16 protein-coding genes and 2 pseudogenes are annotated in these 19,440 nt (G+C 72.6%); 8 read left to right on the forward strand and 10 right to left on the reverse strand.

Annotated features, from left to right (window positions below):
* Positions 1-167: 167 nt before the first annotated feature.
* From otsB to ACWCXX_RS37320, 3 genes are all read right to left on the reverse strand, one after another.
* The gene (otsB, locus tag ACWCXX_RS37310; RefSeq protein WP_451135204.1) at positions 168-1,058 is read right to left on the reverse strand and encodes a trehalose-phosphatase; all 891 of its coding nucleotides are present in this window, start codon (positions 1,056-1,058) and stop codon (positions 168-170) included.
* A 169-nt stretch (positions 1,059-1,227) separates the two neighbouring features.
* Positions 1,228-1,485: a DUF3263 domain-containing protein gene (locus ACWCXX_RS37315; RefSeq protein ID WP_283853103.1), complete on the reverse strand. Its 258-nt coding sequence runs from the start codon at positions 1,483-1,485 to the stop codon at positions 1,228-1,230.
* A gap of 79 nt (positions 1,486-1,564) precedes the next feature.
* Positions 1,565-2,845: an extracellular solute-binding protein gene (locus tag ACWCXX_RS37320; protein WP_451135206.1), complete on the reverse strand. Its 1,281-nt coding sequence runs from the start codon at positions 2,843-2,845 to the stop codon at positions 1,565-1,567.
* Positions 2,846-3,135: 290 nt separating this feature from the next.
* Between ACWCXX_RS37320 and ACWCXX_RS37325 the strand changes: the two genes are divergently transcribed.
* The 5 genes from ACWCXX_RS37325 to ACWCXX_RS37345 all read left to right on the forward strand — a co-directional run bounded on the left by ACWCXX_RS37325 (position 3,136) and on the right by ACWCXX_RS37345 (position 8,398).
* Positions 3,136-4,044 (forward strand): SIS domain-containing protein, encoded by a 909-nt coding sequence (locus ACWCXX_RS37325; protein ID WP_451135208.1) that lies wholly within the window; start codon positions 3,136-3,138, stop codon positions 4,042-4,044.
* A 169-nt stretch (positions 4,045-4,213) separates the two neighbouring features.
* The gene (locus tag ACWCXX_RS37330; RefSeq protein ID WP_451135210.1) at positions 4,214-5,146 is read left to right on the forward strand and encodes an ROK family protein; all 933 of its coding nucleotides are present in this window, start codon (positions 4,214-4,216) and stop codon (positions 5,144-5,146) included.
* Positions 5,146-6,300, forward strand: a complete 1,155-nt coding sequence (gene nagA, locus ACWCXX_RS37335) for an N-acetylglucosamine-6-phosphate deacetylase (protein WP_451135212.1) — start codon at positions 5,146-5,148, stop codon at positions 6,298-6,300. Before ACWCXX_RS37330 ends, nagA begins: the two co-directional genes overlap by 1 nt.
* Before the next feature lie 160 nt (positions 6,301-6,460).
* A complete protein-coding gene (locus ACWCXX_RS37340) occupies positions 6,461-7,480 on the forward strand; it encodes a 1-phosphofructokinase family hexose kinase (RefSeq protein WP_451135214.1) in 1,020 nt (339 codons plus the stop codon).
* A gap of 66 nt (positions 7,481-7,546) precedes the next feature.
* Positions 7,547-8,398, forward strand: a complete 852-nt coding sequence (locus ACWCXX_RS37345) for a class II fructose-bisphosphate aldolase (RefSeq protein ID WP_451135216.1) — start codon at positions 7,547-7,549, stop codon at positions 8,396-8,398.
* 69 nt (positions 8,399-8,467) lie between these two features.
* On the opposite strand, the gene ACWCXX_RS37350 is transcribed toward ACWCXX_RS37345, so the two are convergent.
* Both ACWCXX_RS37350 and cdgB read right to left on the reverse strand, forming a co-directional pair.
* Positions 8,468-9,421, reverse strand: a complete 954-nt coding sequence (locus tag ACWCXX_RS37350; protein WP_451135218.1) for a carbohydrate-binding protein — start codon at positions 9,419-9,421, stop codon at positions 8,468-8,470.
* A 152-nt stretch (positions 9,422-9,573) separates the two neighbouring features.
* The gene (gene cdgB, locus ACWCXX_RS37355; protein ID WP_451135220.1) at positions 9,574-11,217 is read right to left on the reverse strand and encodes a diguanylate cyclase CdgB; all 1,644 of its coding nucleotides are present in this window, start codon (positions 11,215-11,217) and stop codon (positions 9,574-9,576) included.
* Positions 11,218-11,697: 480 nt separating this feature from the next.
* Between cdgB and ACWCXX_RS37360 the strand changes: the two genes are divergently transcribed.
* Positions 11,698-12,204 carry a flavin reductase family protein gene (locus tag ACWCXX_RS37360; RefSeq protein ID WP_451135222.1) on the forward strand — a complete coding sequence of 169 codons (507 nt, stop codon included), beginning with the start codon at positions 11,698-11,700 and terminating at the stop codon, positions 12,202-12,204.
* 60 nt (positions 12,205-12,264) lie between these two features.
* Here the strand turns inward: ACWCXX_RS37360 and arfB are convergent, their stop codons facing one another.
* Positions 12,265-12,699 carry an alternative ribosome rescue aminoacyl-tRNA hydrolase ArfB gene (arfB, locus tag ACWCXX_RS37365; RefSeq protein ID WP_451135224.1) on the reverse strand — a complete coding sequence of 145 codons (435 nt, stop codon included), beginning with the start codon at positions 12,697-12,699 and terminating at the stop codon, positions 12,265-12,267.
* A 305-nt stretch (positions 12,700-13,004) separates the two neighbouring features.
* Between arfB and ACWCXX_RS37370 the strand changes: the two genes are divergently transcribed.
* Complete coding sequence (locus ACWCXX_RS37370) at positions 13,005-13,580, forward strand: TerD family protein (RefSeq protein WP_451135226.1); 576 nt, start codon at positions 13,005-13,007, stop codon at positions 13,578-13,580.
* A 586-nt stretch (positions 13,581-14,166) separates the two neighbouring features.
* Positions 14,167-15,747: a M4 family metallopeptidase gene (locus tag ACWCXX_RS37375; protein WP_451135228.1), complete on the forward strand. Its 1,581-nt coding sequence runs from the start codon at positions 14,167-14,169 to the stop codon at positions 15,745-15,747.
* A 99-nt stretch (positions 15,748-15,846) separates the two neighbouring features.
* On the opposite strand, the gene ACWCXX_RS37380 is transcribed toward ACWCXX_RS37375, so the two are convergent.
* From ACWCXX_RS37380 to ACWCXX_RS37395, 4 genes and pseudogenes are all read right to left on the reverse strand, one after another.
* Positions 15,847-17,262: a M1 family metallopeptidase gene (locus ACWCXX_RS37380; protein WP_451135230.1), complete on the reverse strand. Its 1,416-nt coding sequence runs from the start codon at positions 17,260-17,262 to the stop codon at positions 15,847-15,849.
* Positions 17,263-17,372: 110 nt separating this feature from the next.
* Positions 17,373-18,572, reverse strand: coding sequence for a YncE family protein (locus tag ACWCXX_RS37385; protein ID WP_451135232.1), 1,200 nt, complete (start codon positions 18,570-18,572; stop codon positions 17,373-17,375).
* 32 nt (positions 18,573-18,604) lie between these two features.
* Positions 18,605-19,202 (reverse strand): annotated as a pseudogene (locus ACWCXX_RS37390) (ankyrin repeat domain-containing protein).
* A gap of 135 nt (positions 19,203-19,337) precedes the next feature.
* Positions 19,338-19,440, reverse strand: a pseudogene (locus ACWCXX_RS37395) (heme-binding protein); the annotation flags it as partial.

The raw sequence follows: 19,440 nt of genomic DNA on the forward strand, positions 1-19,440 counted from the left end.
CCCGCCCCACCGCCGCTGATCCGCCCGCGCGAACGGCCCGAACATCTCCGCCGCGAAGTCCTCCAGATCACACCGGACCGCAGCCAACTCCCCACCCAGCACGTCCGGTCAACGACACGCCCCATCAAGAAGACACGCCATCACGGACCGCACATGACCAAGCACTACTAGAGGTGCTGCGCCAGAGCCGCGAGGAAGCCCACCACGGCCCCCGGGCCGCCCAGCCGCAGGTCGGCCCGTTCCGCCAGTTCGGGCACCTCCGCGCTGCCGCTGCACACCAGCAGCCCCAAAGTGCCGGCGGCGCCCCCGGCGCGGAGCTTCTCCACCGCGGCGTACGCCGCGAGGTCGCCGAGGTCGTCGCCCGCGTACAGGACGGACTCGGCGCCCGTCTCCCGTACGTACCGGGCGAGCGCGACGCCCTTGTCCATGCCCGGCGGGCGCAACTCCAGGACCAGTCGGCCGGGCTCGACGATCAGCCCGTGCCGGGCGGCCAGCTCGCCCAGGGGGGCGCGCAGGGCCTCGAAGGCGGCCTGCGGGTCGGAGGCGCGGCGGGTGTGGACGGCGATCGCCCGCCCCTTCTCCTCGGTCCAGGTGCCGTGCCAGGAACCGGCCCGGTCCAGCACGCCCGGGAGTTCGGCGCGGACCGCGGCGAGCCCGGGGTGCGGGGCGGGGGCGTGGACGGTGCCGGAGACGGCGTCCCAGCGTTCGGCGCCGTAGTGGCCGAGGACGACGAGGTGGTCGAGGCCGGGGACTCCGGCGAAGCCGCCGTGCCGGACCGCGACCCCGGCCGGGCGACCGGTGATCACGGCGACGGAGGCCACCTTCGGGGCGAGCGCGGCCAGTGCGGGGACGGCGCCGGGGTGGGCGCGGGCCTGTTCCGGGTCGGGGACGATGTCGGCGAGGGTGCCGTCGAAGTCGAGTGCGACGACGGCACGGTCGGGGCGCGCGAGGATCGCGGCGAGAGCCTCCCGGCCCGGTGCGGTGGCGGGGATCGGGAGCTCGGACGGGGTTTCGCTCGGCGCGGATGCGGGAGTGCGGTCTTCCGGGTTGCTTCCCATGGGGCGAGCCTATAGCCGGGGTGCGGACCGGGAGCCGTTGTGGCGTTTCCGGCAGCCGGGGGGCGGGCCCGGAACCGTTGTGGCGTTTCCGGGGCGCTGCCCCGGGCTCCCGCGCCTCGGTCGCCGAAGGGGCTTGGTCCCGAGCTGCCGGAGGGGCTTTGCCCGGTGCTCAGCGGCGGTCCCGGCGGGCGTCCCGGACCCGGCGCAGGCGGTTCACCGTCACCGGGTCCTCCTCCAGGGCGCGGCGGTCGTCGAGGAGCGCGTTCAGCAGTTGGTAGTAGCGCGTGGGCGAGATGCCGAGCTGTTCCCGGATGGCCCGCTCCTTCGCGCCGGGTCCGGCCCACGACTGCCGTTCGACGGCGAGCACGGCGCGGTCCCTGTCGGAGAGTCCGTCCGGGTCGTCGGGGCCGTGCGTGGGGGCGGTCATATCAGCCAACATAACGCCCGTGCGGCCGACTGCCACCTGCTGCTTCCCTCTGCTGTTCCCCTCTGCTGCTCCCCCCTTGCTACTTCGCGTGCTCCGCCTCGGCCGCGTCGCGCGCGATCCGTCCCAGCACGCTCTCGGGGCCGCCGTTCGGCTCGACCGCCCTGCCGATGTTCTCCTTGATCGACTCGCTGGTCCGGGCCCAGGACGTCTTGCCGTACGGGTAGAACTGCGAGTCCGGCAGCGCGGCCAGGAACTTCCACAGCGGCTTGTACGCGGGGTCGGACTCCATGGCCGCCGAGGCACTGTCGGTGACCGGGAGCAGGTCGTACTCGTCGGCGAAGTCGACGACGTTCTCGTCGGTGAACAAGTAGTCGAAGAACTTGCCCAGTTCCGCGCGGTGGCCGTGCTGCTTGAAGCCCATGATCCAGTCGGCCACGCCCAGCGAGCCCTTGCCGGGGCCGTCGATGCCGGGCATCGGCACCATGCCGACGGAGACGCCCTTGCGCTCGGCCTCCTGCATCAGCGTCGGGTGGCCGTTCAGCATGCCGACCTCGCCGTCGGCGAACGCGGCGAACGCCTTCGCCCGGTCGAGTTCTCCGGGGGCGACGGGGCCGACGAGACCCTGGTCCACCAGGTTCGTCCGCAGCCAGTCGAAGGTGTCGACGTTCTCGGTCGAGTCGATGTCGTACGAGCCGCCGTCGTCGAGGTAGCCGCCGCCCCCGGCGAGCACCCACATCATGGTCTCGGCCTGGGCCTCCTCCGGGCCGAGCGGCAGCGCGAACGGGTAGGCCACCCCGCGCTGCCCGAGCACCGCCGCGTCGGCGCGGATGTCGTCCCAGGTCCGCGGGGCGTCGAGGCCCGCCTGCGCGAAGAGCTTCTTGTTGTAGAAGAGCAGCCGGGTGCTGGCGACGAACGGCAGCCCGTACTGGGTGCGGTCCACGCTGCCCGCCTCGGCCAGGCGCGGCAGGAAGTTGGCCTGGGCCCGGATGGAGAGCATCTCGTCGGCCCGGTAGAGCCTGCCGGCCTTGGCGTAGTCGGCGTACGAGGCGATCTGGGCGATGTCGGGGGCCTGCCCCTTCCGCACCATCGCGGCGACCTCGCGGTCGACGGTCTTCCACGGCCGGACGCTGACGTCGACCTCGATGCCGGGGTGGGCCGACTCGAAGCCCCGCACGACCTCGGCCCAGTACTTCTCGGAGCTGTTGGCCGGGCCGGTGCCGTAGTCGGCCGCGACGAGCGTGAGGGTGACGTCCCCCGGGCCGCTGCCGCCGCAGCCCGCCAGTGCCGCCGTCATGCCCAGCGCGGTCACGACCGCAGTCAGTACCCGACAGCGTAACCGCACAGCCCAGACCGTCCTCATCCGTAGAGCGCCGCCCACACCGGTCACGCCCGCCGCGGGGTCCCTGAACGAGGTGCGATCCTGCCCCAGGAGATCGTCGAAGGTCTACACCAAAGTCGGTATCGCTTTCACAACACGCCGACCGGGCGTCCGGCCGGGTGTGCCGGGCACCTTCGCGGGGCATTGCTCTGGATTGGGCCTACCGCCAAGTAGGTTGTGGCGCGGGGCCCTTCGCGCGTCCGGGGCCCGCCCCGAACGCCGTGCCGTACCGCCCGACCCGTCCCGATCCACGCCGCAAGGAGCCGTTCCGCATGTCGCGTACCGCATCAGAAATCGCCACCCAGCCCGACTGCTGGCGGCGCGCCGCGGAGGCGGGGGCGGCGTTCGACGGGCTGCCGCGGCCGGGCGAGCGCGTCGCGGTCACCGGCTGCGGCACCTCCTGGTTCATGGCCATCGCCTACGCGGCGCTGCGCGAGGCGGCCGGGCAGGGCGAGACGGACGCGTACCCCTCTTCGGAGTTCCCGGCCGGGCGGCCGTACGACCGGGTGGTGGCGATCACCCGGTCCGGCACGACGACCGAGGTGCTGGAGCTGCTGGGCGAGCTGCGCGGCCGGGTCGCCACGGTCGCGCTGACCGCCGACCCGAAGACGCCGGTCATGGACGCCGCCGACGCGGTGGCCGTGCTGGACTGGGCGGACGAGGAGTCGGTGGTCCAGACCCGGTTCGCCACCACCGCGCTGGCCTTCCTGCGGGCCGGGCTGGAGGCGTCGGGTCCGCTTCCGGCCGGGGTGAAGACGGTGGCCGCCGCCGCGGTGGACGCGGAGCTGGCGGTGACGGAGCCGCTGGACGAGGCGGTGGTCTCGGCCGAGCAGTGGACGTTCCTGGGGCGCGGCTGGACGTACGGGCTGGCGCAGGAGGCCGGGCTGAAGATGCGTGAGGCGGCCGGCGCCTGGACGGAGTCGTACCCGGCGATGGAGTACCGCCACGGCCCGATCGCGATCACCGGGCCGCACCGGGTGGCCTGGGTGTTCGGCCCGCTGCCGGAGGGGCTCGCCGGCGATGTGGCCCGGGTGGGCGGCACGCTGGTCGCGCACGCCGCGGCGGACCCGATGGCGGATCTGATCCGGGCCCAGCGGCTGGCGGTGGAGCTGGCGGAGGCGAAGGGGTACGACCCGGACCGCCCGCGCAACCTCACGCGCAGCGTGATCCTTTCGCCCTGACGCGTCATGGGGCGCCCCGGCCCGTACCGGGGCGCCCCGACACGTCCCGACGCGTCCCCGGCCGTCGCCCCAAGGGGTCGCAATGACGTGGTCGCGATTTTGTATAGATGCGCAACAAACCGGGATAGTGGACTAGACCTTTTTGGCTCCTCGGGCGAAACTGTCTCCCGTGAAACACGTCATCGCCCTCGATGTGGGCGGCACCGGAATGAAGGCCGCACTGGTCGGGGCCGACGGCTCCCTGCTGCACGAGGCGCGGCGGGCGACGGGCCGGGAGCGCGGCGCCGACGCCGTCGTGGAGTCGATCCTCTCCTTCGCCGCGGACCTGCGGGCGTACGGCGAGGAGCACTTCGGCGAGAGCGCCGTCGCGGCCGGTGTCGCCGTGCCCGGCATCGTCGACGCCGACAACGGGATCGCGGTCTACGCCGCGAACCTGGGCTGGCGCGACGTGCCCATGCGGCGACTGCTCGGCGAGCGGCTCGGCGGCCTGCCCGTCGCGCTCGGCCACGACGTGCGCACCGGCGGGCTCGCCGAGGGCCGGATCGGCGCGGGCAGGGGGGCCGACCGCTTCCTCTTCGTCCCGCTGGGCACCGGCATCGCCGGGGCCATCGGCATCGCAGGGGCCATCGAGGCGGGCGCGCACGGGTACGCGGGCGAGATCGGGCACATCGTGGTCCGGCCGGACGGGCCGGACTGCGGCTGCGGACAGCGCGGCTGCCTGGAGACCCTGGCCTCCGCATCCGCCGTCAGCCGCGCCTGGGCCGCCGCGTCCGGCGACCCGGAGGCGGACGCGGCGGACTGCGCGAAGGCCGTCGCATCCGGCGATCCCGCGGCCACGGAGGTCTGGCGCGACGCGGTCGACGCGCTCGCCGCCGGGCTGGTCACCGCCCTGACGCTGCTGGACCCGAGCACGCTCATCATCGGTGGCGGCCTCGCCGAGGCCGGGGAAACCTTGTTCACACCACTCCGTGCGGCCGTCGAGGAACGCGTCACGTTCCAGAGGCTGCCCCACATCGTCCCGGCGGCCCTCGGGGACACCGCCGGATGCCTGGGCGCAGGGCTGCTCGCCTGGGATCTTCTCTCCACGGAGGTATCCGCCTGATGGCCGGACGCGCAGACAGCACGGTTCTCGCAGGTGCCCGGGTGGTGCTTCCCACCGGGACCGTCGAGGACGGCCGGGTGATCGTCGAAGGCACCCGGATCGCGGGCAGCGCGGCACCGGACGCCCCCACCCTCGACCTGAGCGGCCACTGGGTGGTTCCCGGCTTCGTCGACATGCACAACCACGGCGGTGGCGGCGCGTCCTTCACCTCCGGCACCGTGGACGAGGTCCTCACCGGCATCCGCACCCACCGCGAGCACGGCACCACCACCCTGGTCGCCTCCACGGTCACCGGCGAGATGGACTTCCTCGCCCACCGGGCCGGTGTCCTGTCCGAGCTGGTCGAGCAGGGCGACCTGGCCGGCATCCACTTCGAGGGACCCTTCATCTCGCCGTGCCGCAAGGGCGCACACAGCGAGGAGCTGCTGCGCCACCCGGACCCGGCCGAGGTCCGCAAGCTGATGGACGCGGCGCGCGGCACCGCGAAGATGTTCACGCTCGCCACCGAACTCCCGGGCGGCATCGACTCGGTGCGGCTGCTCGCCGAGCACGGCGTGATCGCCGCCATCGGCCACACCGACGCCACGTACGAGCAGACCGTCGAGGCGATCGACGCGGGCGCCACCGTCGCCACGCACCTGTTCAACGCCATGCCGCCGCTCGCCCACCGCGACCCCGGCCCGATCGCCGCCCTCCTGGAGGACGAGCGGATCACCGTCGAGCTGATCAACGACGGCACGCACCTGCACCCCGCCGCCCTGGAACTGGCCTACCACCACGCGGGCGCGCACCGCGTCGCGCTGATCACCGACGCGATGGACGCGGCTGGCTTCGGCGACGGCCGGTACCAGCTCGGCCCGCTCGCGGTCGAGGTCAGGGACGGCGTCGCGCGGCTGGTCGAGGGCAACTCGATCGCGGGCTCCACGCTCACCCTGGACACCGCGTTCCACCGGGCCGTGACCATCGACCGGCTCCCGGTCGACGACGTCGTGCAGTCCATCTCCGCCAACCCGGCGCGACTGCTCGGCGTGTACGACCGGGTCGGCTCGCTGGAGCCGGGCAAGGACGCCGACCTGGTGGTCCTGGACGCGGACTTCGCGCTCAGGGGCGTCATGCGCAAGGGCGAGTGGATCGTCGAGCCCCGAGTCGGCTGACGAATCCGACGGGTCACCGGGGTACGTAACGAAGAGACGGCGGTTGGTCCGGGGGTCTGGGCCGACCGCCACCTCTTTGGCATGATCGCCTGGGAAACAGCCAGAAAGCGCATACCATCCACGGTTTCGCGCTCGGACAGGGATCGGGGGAGCGGCCGCGGTGATCCTGACGGTCACACTGAATACGGCACTCGACCTGACGTACGAGGTCCCGAAGCTCGTCCCGCACACCAGTCACCGCATCGGCGACATGTCCGAGCGCCCCGGCGGCAAGGGGCTCAACGTGGCCCGGGTGCTCTCCGCCCTCGGCCACGAGACCACGGTCACCGGCTTCGCCGGGGGCCCCACCGGAGCCGTACTGCGCGAGCTGCTGGCCGACCTGTCGCCGCGGAAGTCCGCCCCGGACGCCCCGGATCACCCGGGTGCCCCGGACGCCTCCGCCCCGGCCGGCACCCCGGCCCCGGCGGGCCCCGCCCCGATCACCGACGCCCTCGTCGCCGTCACCGGGAACACCCGTCGCACGATCGCCGTCGTCGACCGGGCCACCGGCGACACCACCCAGCTCAACGAACCCGGCCCGCTCGTCACCGCCGACGAGTGGACCGCCTTCCTCGGCCGGTACGAGGAGCTCCTCGCCGGGGCCGACGCCGTCGCGCTCTGCGGCAGCCTCCCGCCCGGCATCCACGTCGGCGCCTACGCCGAACTGGTCCGCCCGGCCCGCGCCGCGGGCGTCCCCGTACTCCTGGACACCAGCGGCGAACCGCTGCGCCGCGGCATCGCCGCCCGCCCCGACCTGATCAAGCCGAACGCCGACGAGCTGGCCCAGCTCACCGGCTCCCGCGATCCGATGCGCGCCACCCGCGACGCCCGCCGCCGGGGCGCGCACGGCGTCGTCGCCTCGCTGGGCCCGGACGGCGTGCTGGCGGTCACCCCCGACGGGATCTGGCAGGCGGCTCCGCCCGCCAAGGTCCTGGGCAACCCGACCGGCGCGGGCGACTCCGCGGTGGCCGGGCTGCTGTCCGGCCTCGTCGAGGGGCTGGGCTGGCCGGACCGGCTGCGGCGGGCGGTGGCACTGTCGACGGCGACCGTGCTCGCCCCGACGGCCGGCGATTTCGACCGCGCGGCGTACGAGGAGCTGCTGCCGCGCATCGTCATCGAGGAACACGCACCAGCGGCCTGACAAGGGCCGCGCCCGTCCCGGACCCACCGCCCGACCGGGGGTCCGAAGAAGCACCAAGAGGTCAGCATGCCGCTCGTCAGCACCGGTGAACTCGTCTCCGCCGCCCAGGCCGAGGGACGCGGGATCGCCGCCTTCAACGTCATCACGCTGGAGCACGCCGAGGCCATCGCGGCCGGCGCGGAACGCGCCGGAGCCCCCGCCGTCCTGCAGATCTCCGAGAACGCCGTGAAGTTCCACGGCGGACGGCTCTCCGCCATAGCCGCCGCAGCCGCCGCAGCCGCCCGCGCCTCCAGCGCCCCGCTCGCGCTCCACCTCGACCACGTCGAGTCCGTGGACCTGCTCCACCAGGCGCACGCGGAGGGCTTCGGCTCCGTCATGTTCGACGCGTCCCGGCTCGGTTACGAGGAGAACGTGCGCGCCACGGCCGCCGCGGTGGCCTGGGGTCACGAGCACGGCATCTGGATCGAGGCCGAACTCGGCAAGGTCGGCGGCAAGGAGGGCGAGGCCCCGCTCGACGCCCACGCCCCCGGCGTCCGCACCGACCCGGACGAGGCCGCCGCGTACGTCCGCGACACCGGCGTGGACGCGCTGGCCGTCGCGGTCGGCTCCTCGCACGCCATGACCGAGCGCACCGCCGCCCTGGACCACGAGCTGATCGGCCGGCTGCGCGACGCGGTCCCGGTCCCGCTGGTGCTGCACGGCTCCAGCGGCGTCCCGGACGAGGAGATCCGCCGGGCCGTCGCCTCCTCCGGCATGGTCAAGATCAACGTGGGCACGGCCCTGAACACCGCGTTCACCGGCGCGGTCCGCGCGTACCTGGCCGAGAACACCACCGGCGTCGACCCGCGCAAGTACATCGCCCCGGGCCGCGAGGCGATGGCCGCGACGGTGGCGGGCTTCCTGGCCCTGATGGGCTGAGCGCCCCACCCACGGGAAAGGTCCGGCCCCGGCGCCCGAAGGCGCGGGGCCGGACCTTTCCCGTACGGGTCAGCGCTTGACGTGACCGGCCTTCAGCGACAGCTGGTCCAGGTTGGCGTCGCACTGGTCGCCGTCGTTGCAGGAGATCATCAGGGTGTTCGGGCCCTTGGTGAGGTTGACGTACGCGAACGTCGTCGTCCACCCCTTCTCCAGGTCTCCCTCGGCCGCGTTGGCGTAGTTCTTCATGTTGATGCCACGCGGGGCCTCGGCATTGACCGTGAGGGACGTCTTGGCGTCCTTGCCCGGCACCCCGTACGTCACGAACAGCGTGTACGGACCGGCCTTCGGGACCTCGACCAGCCAGGTCGCCGACCGGCCCACCTCGTTGAGGTTGATGTACTGCCCGTTGGCGCTCTTGGCGCCCTTGACGGTGTTGTCCAGCTGGGCCGTGCCGCCGAGCTTCAGCGTCGCCGCGTCCTGCTTCGGCAGCTCGGCCGGGGCCTCGGAAGTGGCGGACTGCTCCGGCTTCGGGGACTCCTCGACCTCGCTGCCGGGACCGGCGGAGGAGGTGGCCTCGTCCTTCTTCTTGTCCTTGTCCGAGTCGCCAGTGATCAGCGCGGCGCCGATGCCGATGAGTACGACCAGGACCACCGCGACCGCGCCGATCAGCAGGCCCTTGGTGTTCGGGCCGCCCTTGCCGGAGGGGCCGCCGGAGCGGCCGTGGCCGCCCTGCTGCGGGGCGGTGGCGGCACCGGGGTAGGTCTCCGGGGCGGCGTACTGCGCGTTCGGCCGGCCGTACCCCGGCTGCTGCGGGAGCTGCTGCTGGCCGTACTGGCGCTCTCCGACGGTGCGCACCTGGTTGTACGAGGTGCGGGGCACGCCCGGCTGCTGGGCCGCCGGGCCCGGGTAGCCGTAGCCGCCCTGGCGCGGCGGCTGGGCGCCCGCCGCCTGTCCGTCCTCGTACAGGTAGCCGAACGGATCGTCGTCCTCGGGCGTGTTTGCGCCGTTGTTCCCGGCCGTCATCCCTGGGTCACTCCTCACCATCTCGCCAGCCGTCGCCGAATGTTGCCAGCCGTGGCCGACCGGCCGAGCCTACCCCGAACGACCCGCACCAAGAATTGTCGCCGCAGGTCCCTGAACCGCTCCGGAGCGTGGGCACCACCCCGCCGTGAACGTCAGCCGGCCCTGCGGTGAACCTTCGCCCGGGACCGCTTCTCGATGTACATCCGCTGGTCGGCGGAGCGCAGCACCTCTTCCGCCGTCATCCCGCAGGCGGCCCAGCCGATGCCGAAGCTGGCCCCGACGCGCACCGCCCGGCCGTCGACCCGGATGGGCGGAATGATGGCGTTACGGAGGCGTACGGCCAGATCCGCGGCGTCCGCGGCACCCAGGCCGTCGGCGAGGACGACGAATTCGTCACCGCCGAGCCGGGCGACGGTGTCGCCGTCCCGGACACAGGTGGTCAGGCGCCGGGCGACCTCGATCAGCACCGCGTCACCGGTGTGGTGGCCGAAGCGGTCGTTGATCGACTTGAAGCCGTCCAGGTCGCAGAAGAGGACCGCGAGCCCCTTCGTGCCGTCGTCGTTCTCGTCGTCGGGCGCGACGGCGTGCACATGGTGGTCGTACGGGACGCCGGGGGCCGTGTCCACGTCGTAGCCGTGCGCCCGCGACTCCGGGTCGTCGGGGTCGCCGTAGGACGCGTCCAGGGCCCCGACCACGCCGGTGGTGGCCGCGTGCGGGCGGTCGCAGAGCCGGGCGCCCAGCCGGGAGCGCAGCTCGGCGCTGTTGGGCAGGCCGGTGAGCGCGTCGTGCGAGGCCCGGTGCGCGAGATGCAGTTCGTGCCGCTTGCGCTCCTCTATGTCCTCGACATGGGTGAGCAGGAAGCGGGGGCCGTCCGTGGTGTCGGCGACGACGGAGTTGCGCAGCGAGACCCAGAGGTAGGAGCCGTCGCGCCGGCCCAGCCGCAGCTCGGCCCGGCCGCCCTCGGCGGAGGTGCGCAGCAGGGTGCCGATGTCCTCGGGGTGGACGAGGTCGGCGAAGGAGTAGCGGCGCAGGACGGAGGCGGGGCGGCCGAGCAGCCGGCACAGGGCGTCGTTGGTGCGCAGCAGCCGGCCGTGCTGGTCGCCGCCCATCTCGGCGATGGCCATGCCGCTGGGGGCGTACTCGAACGCCTGCCGGAAGGACTCCTCGCTGGCCCGCAGCGCCTGCTGTTCCCGCTCCAGCCGGACCAGCGCCCGCTGCATGTTTGCTCTCAGCCGGGCGTTGCTGATCGCAATGGCCGCCTGCGACGCGTACATCTGGAGGGCCTCCCGGCCCCAGGCGCCGGGGCGGCGGCCGTTGCGCGGGCGGTCCACGGAGATGACGCCGAGGAGATCGCACCCGCCGCCGGACGTGTACATCGGGGCGTAGAGGCGGTCCTGGGGGTGCCACTCGTCCTCGAAGCGGGGCTCGGGACCGCTGGTGTGCCACTGCGGCACGTCGTCGTCCATGAGGACCCAGCCGTCGGTGTACGGGATGAACCGCAGCTCGTCCCACGCCAGGCCCATGGTCAGCCTGCGCTCCCAGGAGGCGCGGGAGCCGACCCGGCCGGTGATCAGGGCTTCCGCGGCGCTGTTGCCGGCGAAGGCGGCGACGACGAGGTCACCGTCGGGGCGGACCATGTTCACACAGGCCAGCTCGTAGCCCAGGCCGCTGACGATTCCGTCGGCCACGGTCTGCAGCGTGTCGGCCAGGCTCCGCGCCGTGTTGAGATCGGCGACGGCCTGATGCAGCTGCCGCATCGTCGCAAGACGGACATACGGCTCCGACTCGGCCTCCATTGTTCGCACTCCCCGAGACCTCGACAGCACTCCAGGTTTCATATCGACGTACTTACTGCAGTTCACCACAACTGAATCACAGTGAGCTGTGCCGCCGGTACACAGGGTCAACCAATATCGCACTCTGTGACTCAAGTCACAACAGATGGTAAAGGGACGGGAGCGCGTCCGGGGCCGTTCCGCCCTTTTTCTGAACGCAAATCCGGGCGTTGCAGTGCCCGCGCACGGACGCCGTGGCGCCTGCGGCCGGGCGTCACGGCGTCTGCGTCCGGGCCTCGTGGCGCCTGCGGCCCGGGGCGTGCCGTGCCCGCGTACGGGCGTCGGGGCGCCCGGACCGTCCGCTTGCCGGGTCCCGGGTCCTAGGACCCGGCTGGTCCCCTGGCCCGATGCGGGGCAAGGCGGCGCGCCGTTAGCGTTCCGGATGTGTTGCAGACGAAGACCCCCGCCCCGCGTCCCCGGCCCGTCCCCCATGCTGAGGGGGTGAGCAACGATGAGTTCCGGGCCGCACTTTCCCGGCTGGCGGCCGGAGTGGTGCTGATCACCGCCCAGGAGCCGCCGCTGGACGAGCACGGACGCGGCGAGGACGTCGGCATGACCGCGACCGCCTTCATGTCGGTGTCGCTGGACCCGCCGCTGGTGATGGTCAGCCTGCGCAACGACTCCCGGATGGACGACCTGCTGTCGGAGCAGCCGCTGTGGGCGGTCTCCGTACTCGCCGATGACCAGCGGCAGGTCGCCGGGCGGTTCGCGATGAAGGGCCGGATCAGCGACCGGCTGCTGTTCCAGGACCTCCCCGGCACGAGGGGGGAGCTCACCGGCGCACCGCTGATCGGCGGGGCACTGGCCACGCTGGAGTGCCGCACCGAGCAGCGGGTCCCGGCGGGCGACCACACGCTGGTGATCGGCCGGGTGCTGAGCACGGGCCTGCCCCAGGAGGGCGGGGAACCGCTGACGTACTTCCGGGGGCGCTACCGCAAGCTGGGGTGAGCGGGCCGGTCCGGGGGCGCGGTCGGCGGGGACGGGGGGCGCGGCCGGTGGGCGGGGGTGTCACCAGTCGCGGCCGGAGCGGCCGCGCTTCGTCTCGCCGCGCTGCTTCTTCTCGCGCAGCCGGCGCTCGTTGATGCCCCGCGGAATCCTGGTCTTGCGGCGCGGTCTGGGGGGCGGTGCCGTCGCCTCGGCCAGCAGCGAGGCGAGCCGGACAAGGGCCGTCTCGCGGTTGCGCCACTGGGAGCGGTGCTCGGAGGCCCGTACGGCGATCACGCCGCCCACGAGCCTGTTCTCCAGGCGCTGGAGGGCCCGTTCCTTCCACACCTCGGGAAGCGCTTCGGTCGCCGCGAGGTCGAAGCGGAGCTCCACCTGGGAATCGCTGGTGTTGACGTGCTGCCCGCCGGGCCCCGAGGACCGCGAGAAACGCCACATGAGCTCGGCCTCCGGCAGGGAGACCGAACCGCGGATGACATAGGGCCCGGACATGTCACCCATGTTCCCCGGCCCACGGGGCGTTCGTCACCTTCTTTTGCCGCACGGCTTCTTCTGCCGCACCGCTTCTTCCGCCGCACGGCTTCTTCTGCCGCACCGCCGAGTACGCCGCTTCTTCCGCCGCGCCGCCACGGGTTCCACCTCTTCCACCGCGCCGCCGAGCGCTCCGCCCGTCGGGCCGACCGGGGGCACTTCGGTAAAGAAAGTAAAGGGAGCAGGAACCTCACGGTCCCCCGCCCGCGTTATGACCTGTGACGGTAGCTTCGTGATGGCATGAAGCCCGCACTCGACGATGAAAGGGACTTCCCATGGCTGTAAGCCTGTCCAAGGGCGGCAACGTCTCCCTCACCAAGGAGGCCCCGGGCCTGACCGCCGTCACGGTGGGCCTCGGCTGGGACGTCCGTACCACCACCGGCACCGACTTCGACCTCGACGCCTCGGCGATCGCGGTCAACCCGGCGGGGAAGGTCGTCTCCGACGGCCACTTCGTCTTCTTCAACAACAAGTCGACGCCGGACCAGACCATCGTCCACACCGGTGACAACGTCACGGGCCAGGGCGAGGGCGACGACGAGCAGATCAACGTCAACCTGGCGGGCCTGCCGGCCGACGTCGACAAGATCGTCTTCCCGGTCTCCATCTACGACGCCGAGACCCGCAGCCAGAACTTCGGCCAGGTGCGCAACGCGTTCATTCGCATCGTCAACCAGGCCGGTGGCGCCGAGATCGCCCGCTACGACCTGAGCGAGGACGCCGCCACCGAGACCGCCATGGTCTTCGGCGAGCTGTACCGCAACGGCGCGGAGTGGAAGTTCCGCGCCGTCGGCCAGGGCTACGCCTCGGGCCTGCGCGGCATCGCCCAGGACTTCGGCGTCAACATCTGAGCCGATCTCCCGACACGGGATTCCCGGCGTCCGGTATCAGACGCGAAGACCTGACGCCCGGACACGAAACAGAAAACCCCCGGCTGTTACGGCCGGGGGTTTTCCGTGCCCGCGAACCGAGTCGCGCCCTTTCCCCGGCCGCCCTTCCACTTTCCCCGACCACTCCCCCCGCCTTACCCGGCCGCCCTCCCGTTTTCTCCAGCCGCTCCCCCGCTTTCCCCGGCCGCCCTCCCGTTTTCTCCAGCCGCTCCCCCGCTTTCCCCGGCCGCCCTCCCGTTTTCTCCAGCCGCTCCCCGCTTTTCCCGGTCGCCCTTTTCCGCTTCGCTTCTTCGCACGGGCCCCACGACCTTCGCACCGGCACCACGACCGGAGCCATCGGCTCCCCCACCGGCCCCCACGCGCCCGTCATGCCCCGTGATGTCCGCCGTGTCCAACACGCCTGCCAAATAACGAACACAGGCGTATTCCATTCGGACAAGAGGTGGTCAAAAAAATGTGAGGCATTTGTTAGCACACCGTCAATCTCGGTCTTTCGGTGGCACGCTCTCCGCTCGTAACCCCCCACGGAACGAGCAACGGAGAACGCATGACCCCCCACATGAACACCCGTCGCGCCGCTGCCCTGGCCGCCGTGGCCGCGATGGTCGTCGTCGGCGTCCAGACCGGTGCGGCCAACGCCGCGCCGGACAACGGAACTGACGGCCCCTCCGCCACTCGCAGCGTCGTCCCCTTCGGCGCGAACAAGGCATCGCAGCGCACCGCCGCCATCAAGTCCGCCCAGTCCGAAGCCACTTCGGCCGCCGAGTCCCTCGGTCTCGGCGGCAAGGAGAAGCTGATCGTCCGTGACGTGATCAAGGACGCCGACGGCACCGTCCACACCCGCTACGAGCGCACCTACGCCGGCCTGCCCGTCCTCGGCGGCGACCTCGTCACCCACACCGCCGCCGGCGGGAAGCTCAAGGGCGTCACCAAGGCCACCAAGGCGCGGATAGCCGTGCCGTCCACGACGGCGAAGATCAAGACCGCGGCCGCCGCCCGCAAGGTGATCTGGGCGAGCGGCGGCAAGCCCGTCCTCGCCTTCGAGACGGTCGAGAAGGGCGTGCAGAAGGACGGCACGCCGAGCAGGATGCACATCATCACCGACGCGAACACCGGCAAGGAGATCCGGAGGTTCGAGGCGATCGAGACCGGCGTCGGCCACAGCCAGTACAGCGGCGACGTCGAGCTGACGACCACCGAGAGCGGCTCCGGCTTCGAGCTGACCGACGGCGAGCGCGGCGGCCACAAGACGTACGACCTCAACCAGGGCGAGAGCGGCACCGGCGACCTCGTCACGGACGACGACGACACCTGGGGCGACGGCACCGGCGGCGACCGCCAGACCGCCGCCGTGGACGCCGCCTACGGCGCCGCGCAGACCTGGGACTTCTACAAGTCGTCGTTCGGCCGCGAGGGCATCGCCGGTGACGGCAAGGCCGCGTACTCGCGGGTCCACTACGGCGACTCGTACGTCAACGCGTTCTGGGACGACAGCTGCTTCTGCATGACGTACGGCGACGGCGAGGGCAACAAGAGCGCGCTGACCGCCCTCGACGTCGCGGGCCACGAGATGAGCCACGGCCTGACCTCGTCCACCGCCAACCTCGACTACTTCGGCGAGTCCGGCGGCCTGAACGAGGCGACCAGCGACATCCTCGGCACCTCGGTGGAGTTCGCCGCCGACAACAGCACGGACGTCGGCGACTACCTCATCGGCGAGAAGATCGACATCAACGGCGACGGCACCCCGCTGCGCTACATGGACAAGCCGAGCAAGGACGGCGGCTCGGCCGACTACTGGGACAGCAACGTCGGCAACCTCGACGTGCACTACTCCTCCGGCGTCGCCAACCACTTCTTCTACCTGTTGTCCGAAGGCAGCGGCGCGAAGACCATCAACGGGGTCGACTACGACTCCCCGACCTCCGACGGCTCGACCGTCACCGGCATCGGCCGGGACAAGGCCGTCCAGATCTGGTACAAGGCCCTCGCCGAGTACATGACGTCCTCCACCGACTACGCGGGCGCCCGCGAGGCGACCGAGAAGGCGGCGACCGACCTGTACGGGGCGGACAGCGCGGAGCTCTCCGCCGTCCAGGCCGCCTGGAGCGGCGTCAACGTGAAGTAACGGAACACCGGGGCAGGAAGGCGCAGAAGCAGCAGAACAGCGGTTCCGCGGAACGGCGGAACCGCGGAACCGCGGAACCGCGGAACGCACGGGAGCCGGTCAGTCCTTCGGGGCGGGCCGGCTCCTGCCGTACAGCCAGGTGTCCCACAGCTCCGTCAGGTCCCGGCCCGTCGTCCGTTCCGCGTAGGCGGTGAAGTCGGCGGTCGAGGCGTTGCCGTGCCGGTGGGCCTTCGTCCAGCCCCGGACGAGCGCGAAGAAACGCTCGTCGCCCACCGCCCGCCGGAGTTCGTGGACGACCATCGCCCCGCGCCCGTACACCGGAGCCTGCGAGATGTCCTTGGCGCTGGGCGGATCGGCGGGCGGGAAGGCCCAGTTGGCGTCGTCCTCGAAGGCCGCGTCGAACAGTTCCCGGACCGGGGTGCCCTCCTTGTCCTCCGCCCACAGCCACCCCGCGTAGGTCGCGAAGCCCTCGTTGAGCCACATGTCCCGCCAGCTCGCGGGCGTGACGGAGTCCCCGAACCACTGGTGGGCCATCTCGTGGACCAGCAGCCCGGCGTCCGGCGGGCCGGGGAAGAACGGCCGGTCCTGGGTCTCCAGCGCGTAACCGGCGTCCCCGGGACGGTCGACGATCGCGCCCGTGGCGGTGAAGGGGTAGGGGCCGAACCGTTCCGCCTCCCACTTCACGATCTCGGGGATCCGGGCGAGGACCCGCTCGCTCTCCTTCGCGACGGTCGTGTCGGCGGCGGTGAACACCTCGATGCCGTCCGCGGTCCTCGACGTCCGGGTGGTGTATCGGCCGACGGCGACCGTGGCGAGGTAGCTCGCCATCGGTTCGGGGGTGTGCCAGCGGTACGTGGTGGTGGTGCCCGAGGTCCTGCGGGAGACCGGTTCCCCGTTGGAGACGGCCGTCAGGCCCTCGGGAACGGTGACGGCGATGTCGTACGTCGCCTTGTCGCTCGGGTGGTTGTTGCCGGGGAACCAGGTCATCGAGCCGGCCGGTTCGCCGAGCGCGACCGCTCCGTCGGCGGTCCGCAGCCAGCCCTCCTGCGACCCGTCGGGGTCGGTGAGGGTGCGCGGCGAACCGGAGTAGCGGACGACCGTACGGAAGGTGCCGCCCTCGCCGAGCCGGTCCTCGACCTCGGCGGCGGGGCGCAGCGTCAGCTCGTTGCCCGCCCGGCTGACGGTGGCCGGGCGGCCCTCGACGGTCGCGGAGTGCACGGTGAGCCCGGCGAGGTCGAGGTTGAAGGCGCTGAGGTCCTGGGTCGCGCGGGCGGTGATCGTGGCGGTGCCGCGCAGCCGGTGGGCGGCCGGGTCGACGTCGAGCACGAGGTCGTAGTGCGTGACGTCGTAGCCGCCGTTGCCGAGCTTCGGGAAGTACGGATCGCGCAGGCCGGACGCGCCGGGCGTGCCCCGGACACCGCCGGTGTCGCCGGTGCAGGCGGCGGACGTCACCAGCACCAGCAGGGCGACGGCGGCGGTTCGGGCCGTGCGGCGCACGGGCGTTCGCTGGTCCACACCGGCGATCCTAGGGCGTTTCCGACATGTGCCGCCTTCTGTAGGCCCCCGGCCCGGCAGCCGTCCGGAGGCCGCAGAGGCCGCCGGAGGGGCCGGAGAGGCTGGAGGAGTCAGCGGGTTCGGAGAACCGCGATGCCCAGCGGGCGGGCCGTCGCCGGTACCTCGTACGGCCGCTGCTCGCCCGTGAGGTCGACGACGGTGATGCCGTTCCCGTACCCGTCGCGGGTGAAGCCCTCGGTGACGTACGCCGTGCGGCCGTCCTCGGACACCGCCACGTCCTCGTGCGGGCCGTCCAGCGGCAGGACGCGTTCGGAGCCGTCGGGGGCGCGGACGGTCAGGGACGGGCCCCGGTCCTCGGAGAGGACCGGGCCGGTGCCGACGACGAGGAGGGTGCCGTCGGGGGCGAGCGCCGCCCCGTGCTGGTGGGTGTCGGCCGTCATCCGTTCGACGGTGGACTTCCCGGTGCGCGGGTCGAGGACGACGAGCCGCTCGCCCTCGAAGGGCAGCAGCAGCCTGCCGTCGGCGGGGCGGACGACGGCGTAGTGCGGCTTCAGCCAGGAGCCGAGGCCGCCCTCGGTGCCGTACGGGGCGACCTCGAAGCGCCGCGCCTTGCGCGTGGCCGTGTTCACCGCCGTGACGTCGAAGGAGTCGTGGCCGGTGGCGTACACCTCGGTGCCGTCCGGCGAGACGTCCACGTCGAAGGGGCGGCGGCCCACCGGGACCGTGCCGGTGACCTTCCGGGCCGCGGTGTCGACGATCTCCAGCACGCCGTTGCGGCCGGGCACGTTGACGCCGACGTAGACGTGCCGGCCGTCGGGGGCGAGGGCGATGCCCATGCCGCCGCCCCGGTACTCGCCGGTGGTGGCGGGGCCGGTCTCCGTCCGGTACGGGATACGGGTGAGACGGGTGCGGGTCGCGGTGTCCACGACGGCGACGCCCTCGGCGGTCGCCACCCAGGCCAGCCCGTCCTCGCCGACGACGAGGCCGTAGGGCGCGGTGCCGACCCGGACGGAGCCGAGCCGGTGCCGGTCGCGGCCCGGCCGCGGGTCGACGAACGTCACGGTGTCGCCGCCGAAGTCGGCGACCAGGAGCGTGCCGCGCGGGGTCGCCGCGGACGCGGCCGGTGCCGGGGAGGCCGGTGCGCGGGACCCGGACGGCGCGGTGGCCGACGGACCGGCACCGGCCCGCGCACCGCTCGTACCGCTTGCACCGCTCGTGCAGCCCGCGAGCACCGCAGCCGCGACGAGCGCCACCACCGCGCGGCGTGTGTTCGCGACGCGGGGCGTGTTCGCGGCGTGGCGTGTGCTCACCGGGCGACTCACGTTCCCCGCGCGGCGCGCGTTCACCGGACTTCCCGCAGCCGGGCGGCGATCTCCGTGAAGCCGCGGCGTTCCGCGTGTGCCAGGGCGGTCGTCCCGTCGCCGTCCGGAAGGTCGACGTCCGCACCGGCCGCCAGCAGGAGTTCGATGATCTCCTGGTGCGCCCGGCCGCCGTCGCCGAGAATCACGGCCTCCAGCAGGGCCGTCCAGCCGAGCCGGTTCACATGGTCGACGTCGATGTCCGTGACCCGGAGCAGTTCCCGCACGTAGGGGGGCGTGGCCGCGCTCGCTCGCCGGGATGAGCGCGATGCCGCCGAACCGGTTGCACAGCTTCAGGTCGGGGCCGGCCGGCAGCAGAGTGCGCAGCATCGGGACGCTGCCGGTGACCCCGGTCGCCAGCCAGGGGCTCTCCTCGCGCAGGTCCTGCGCGTCGGGGTCCGCGCCCGCCGCCACGAGCAGCCGGGCGACCTCGACGTGGTCCCCGTGGACGGCGAGGAGCAGCGGGGTGCGCAACTCCTCGTCGCGGCAGTCGACGCGGGCGCCGCCCTCGATCGCGGTCCGCACTCCGTCGGTGTCGCCGGTGCGCGCGGCGTCGAGCAGTTGTTGATCGAGGGCGTTCATGTCATGACTCCTGTAGGGCGAAGCAGAGACTGACGAAGCGGGGACTGCCGAAGCAGGGGCTTCGGTCCGCCCGCTCGTCTCCGCTTCGTCTCTGCTTCGTCTCGGCGGCCAGGCGGATCGTCTGCCGTGCGGTCGTTACTTGGCGAGGGCCGCGGCGCCGGCCTGGGCGAACTTCTCGTCGAGGTCGCCGGACGGGGCACCCGCGACGCCGATGCCCGCGATCGGGGCGCCCTTGGCG

The organism is Streptomyces sp. NPDC001732, assembly GCF_053596315.1.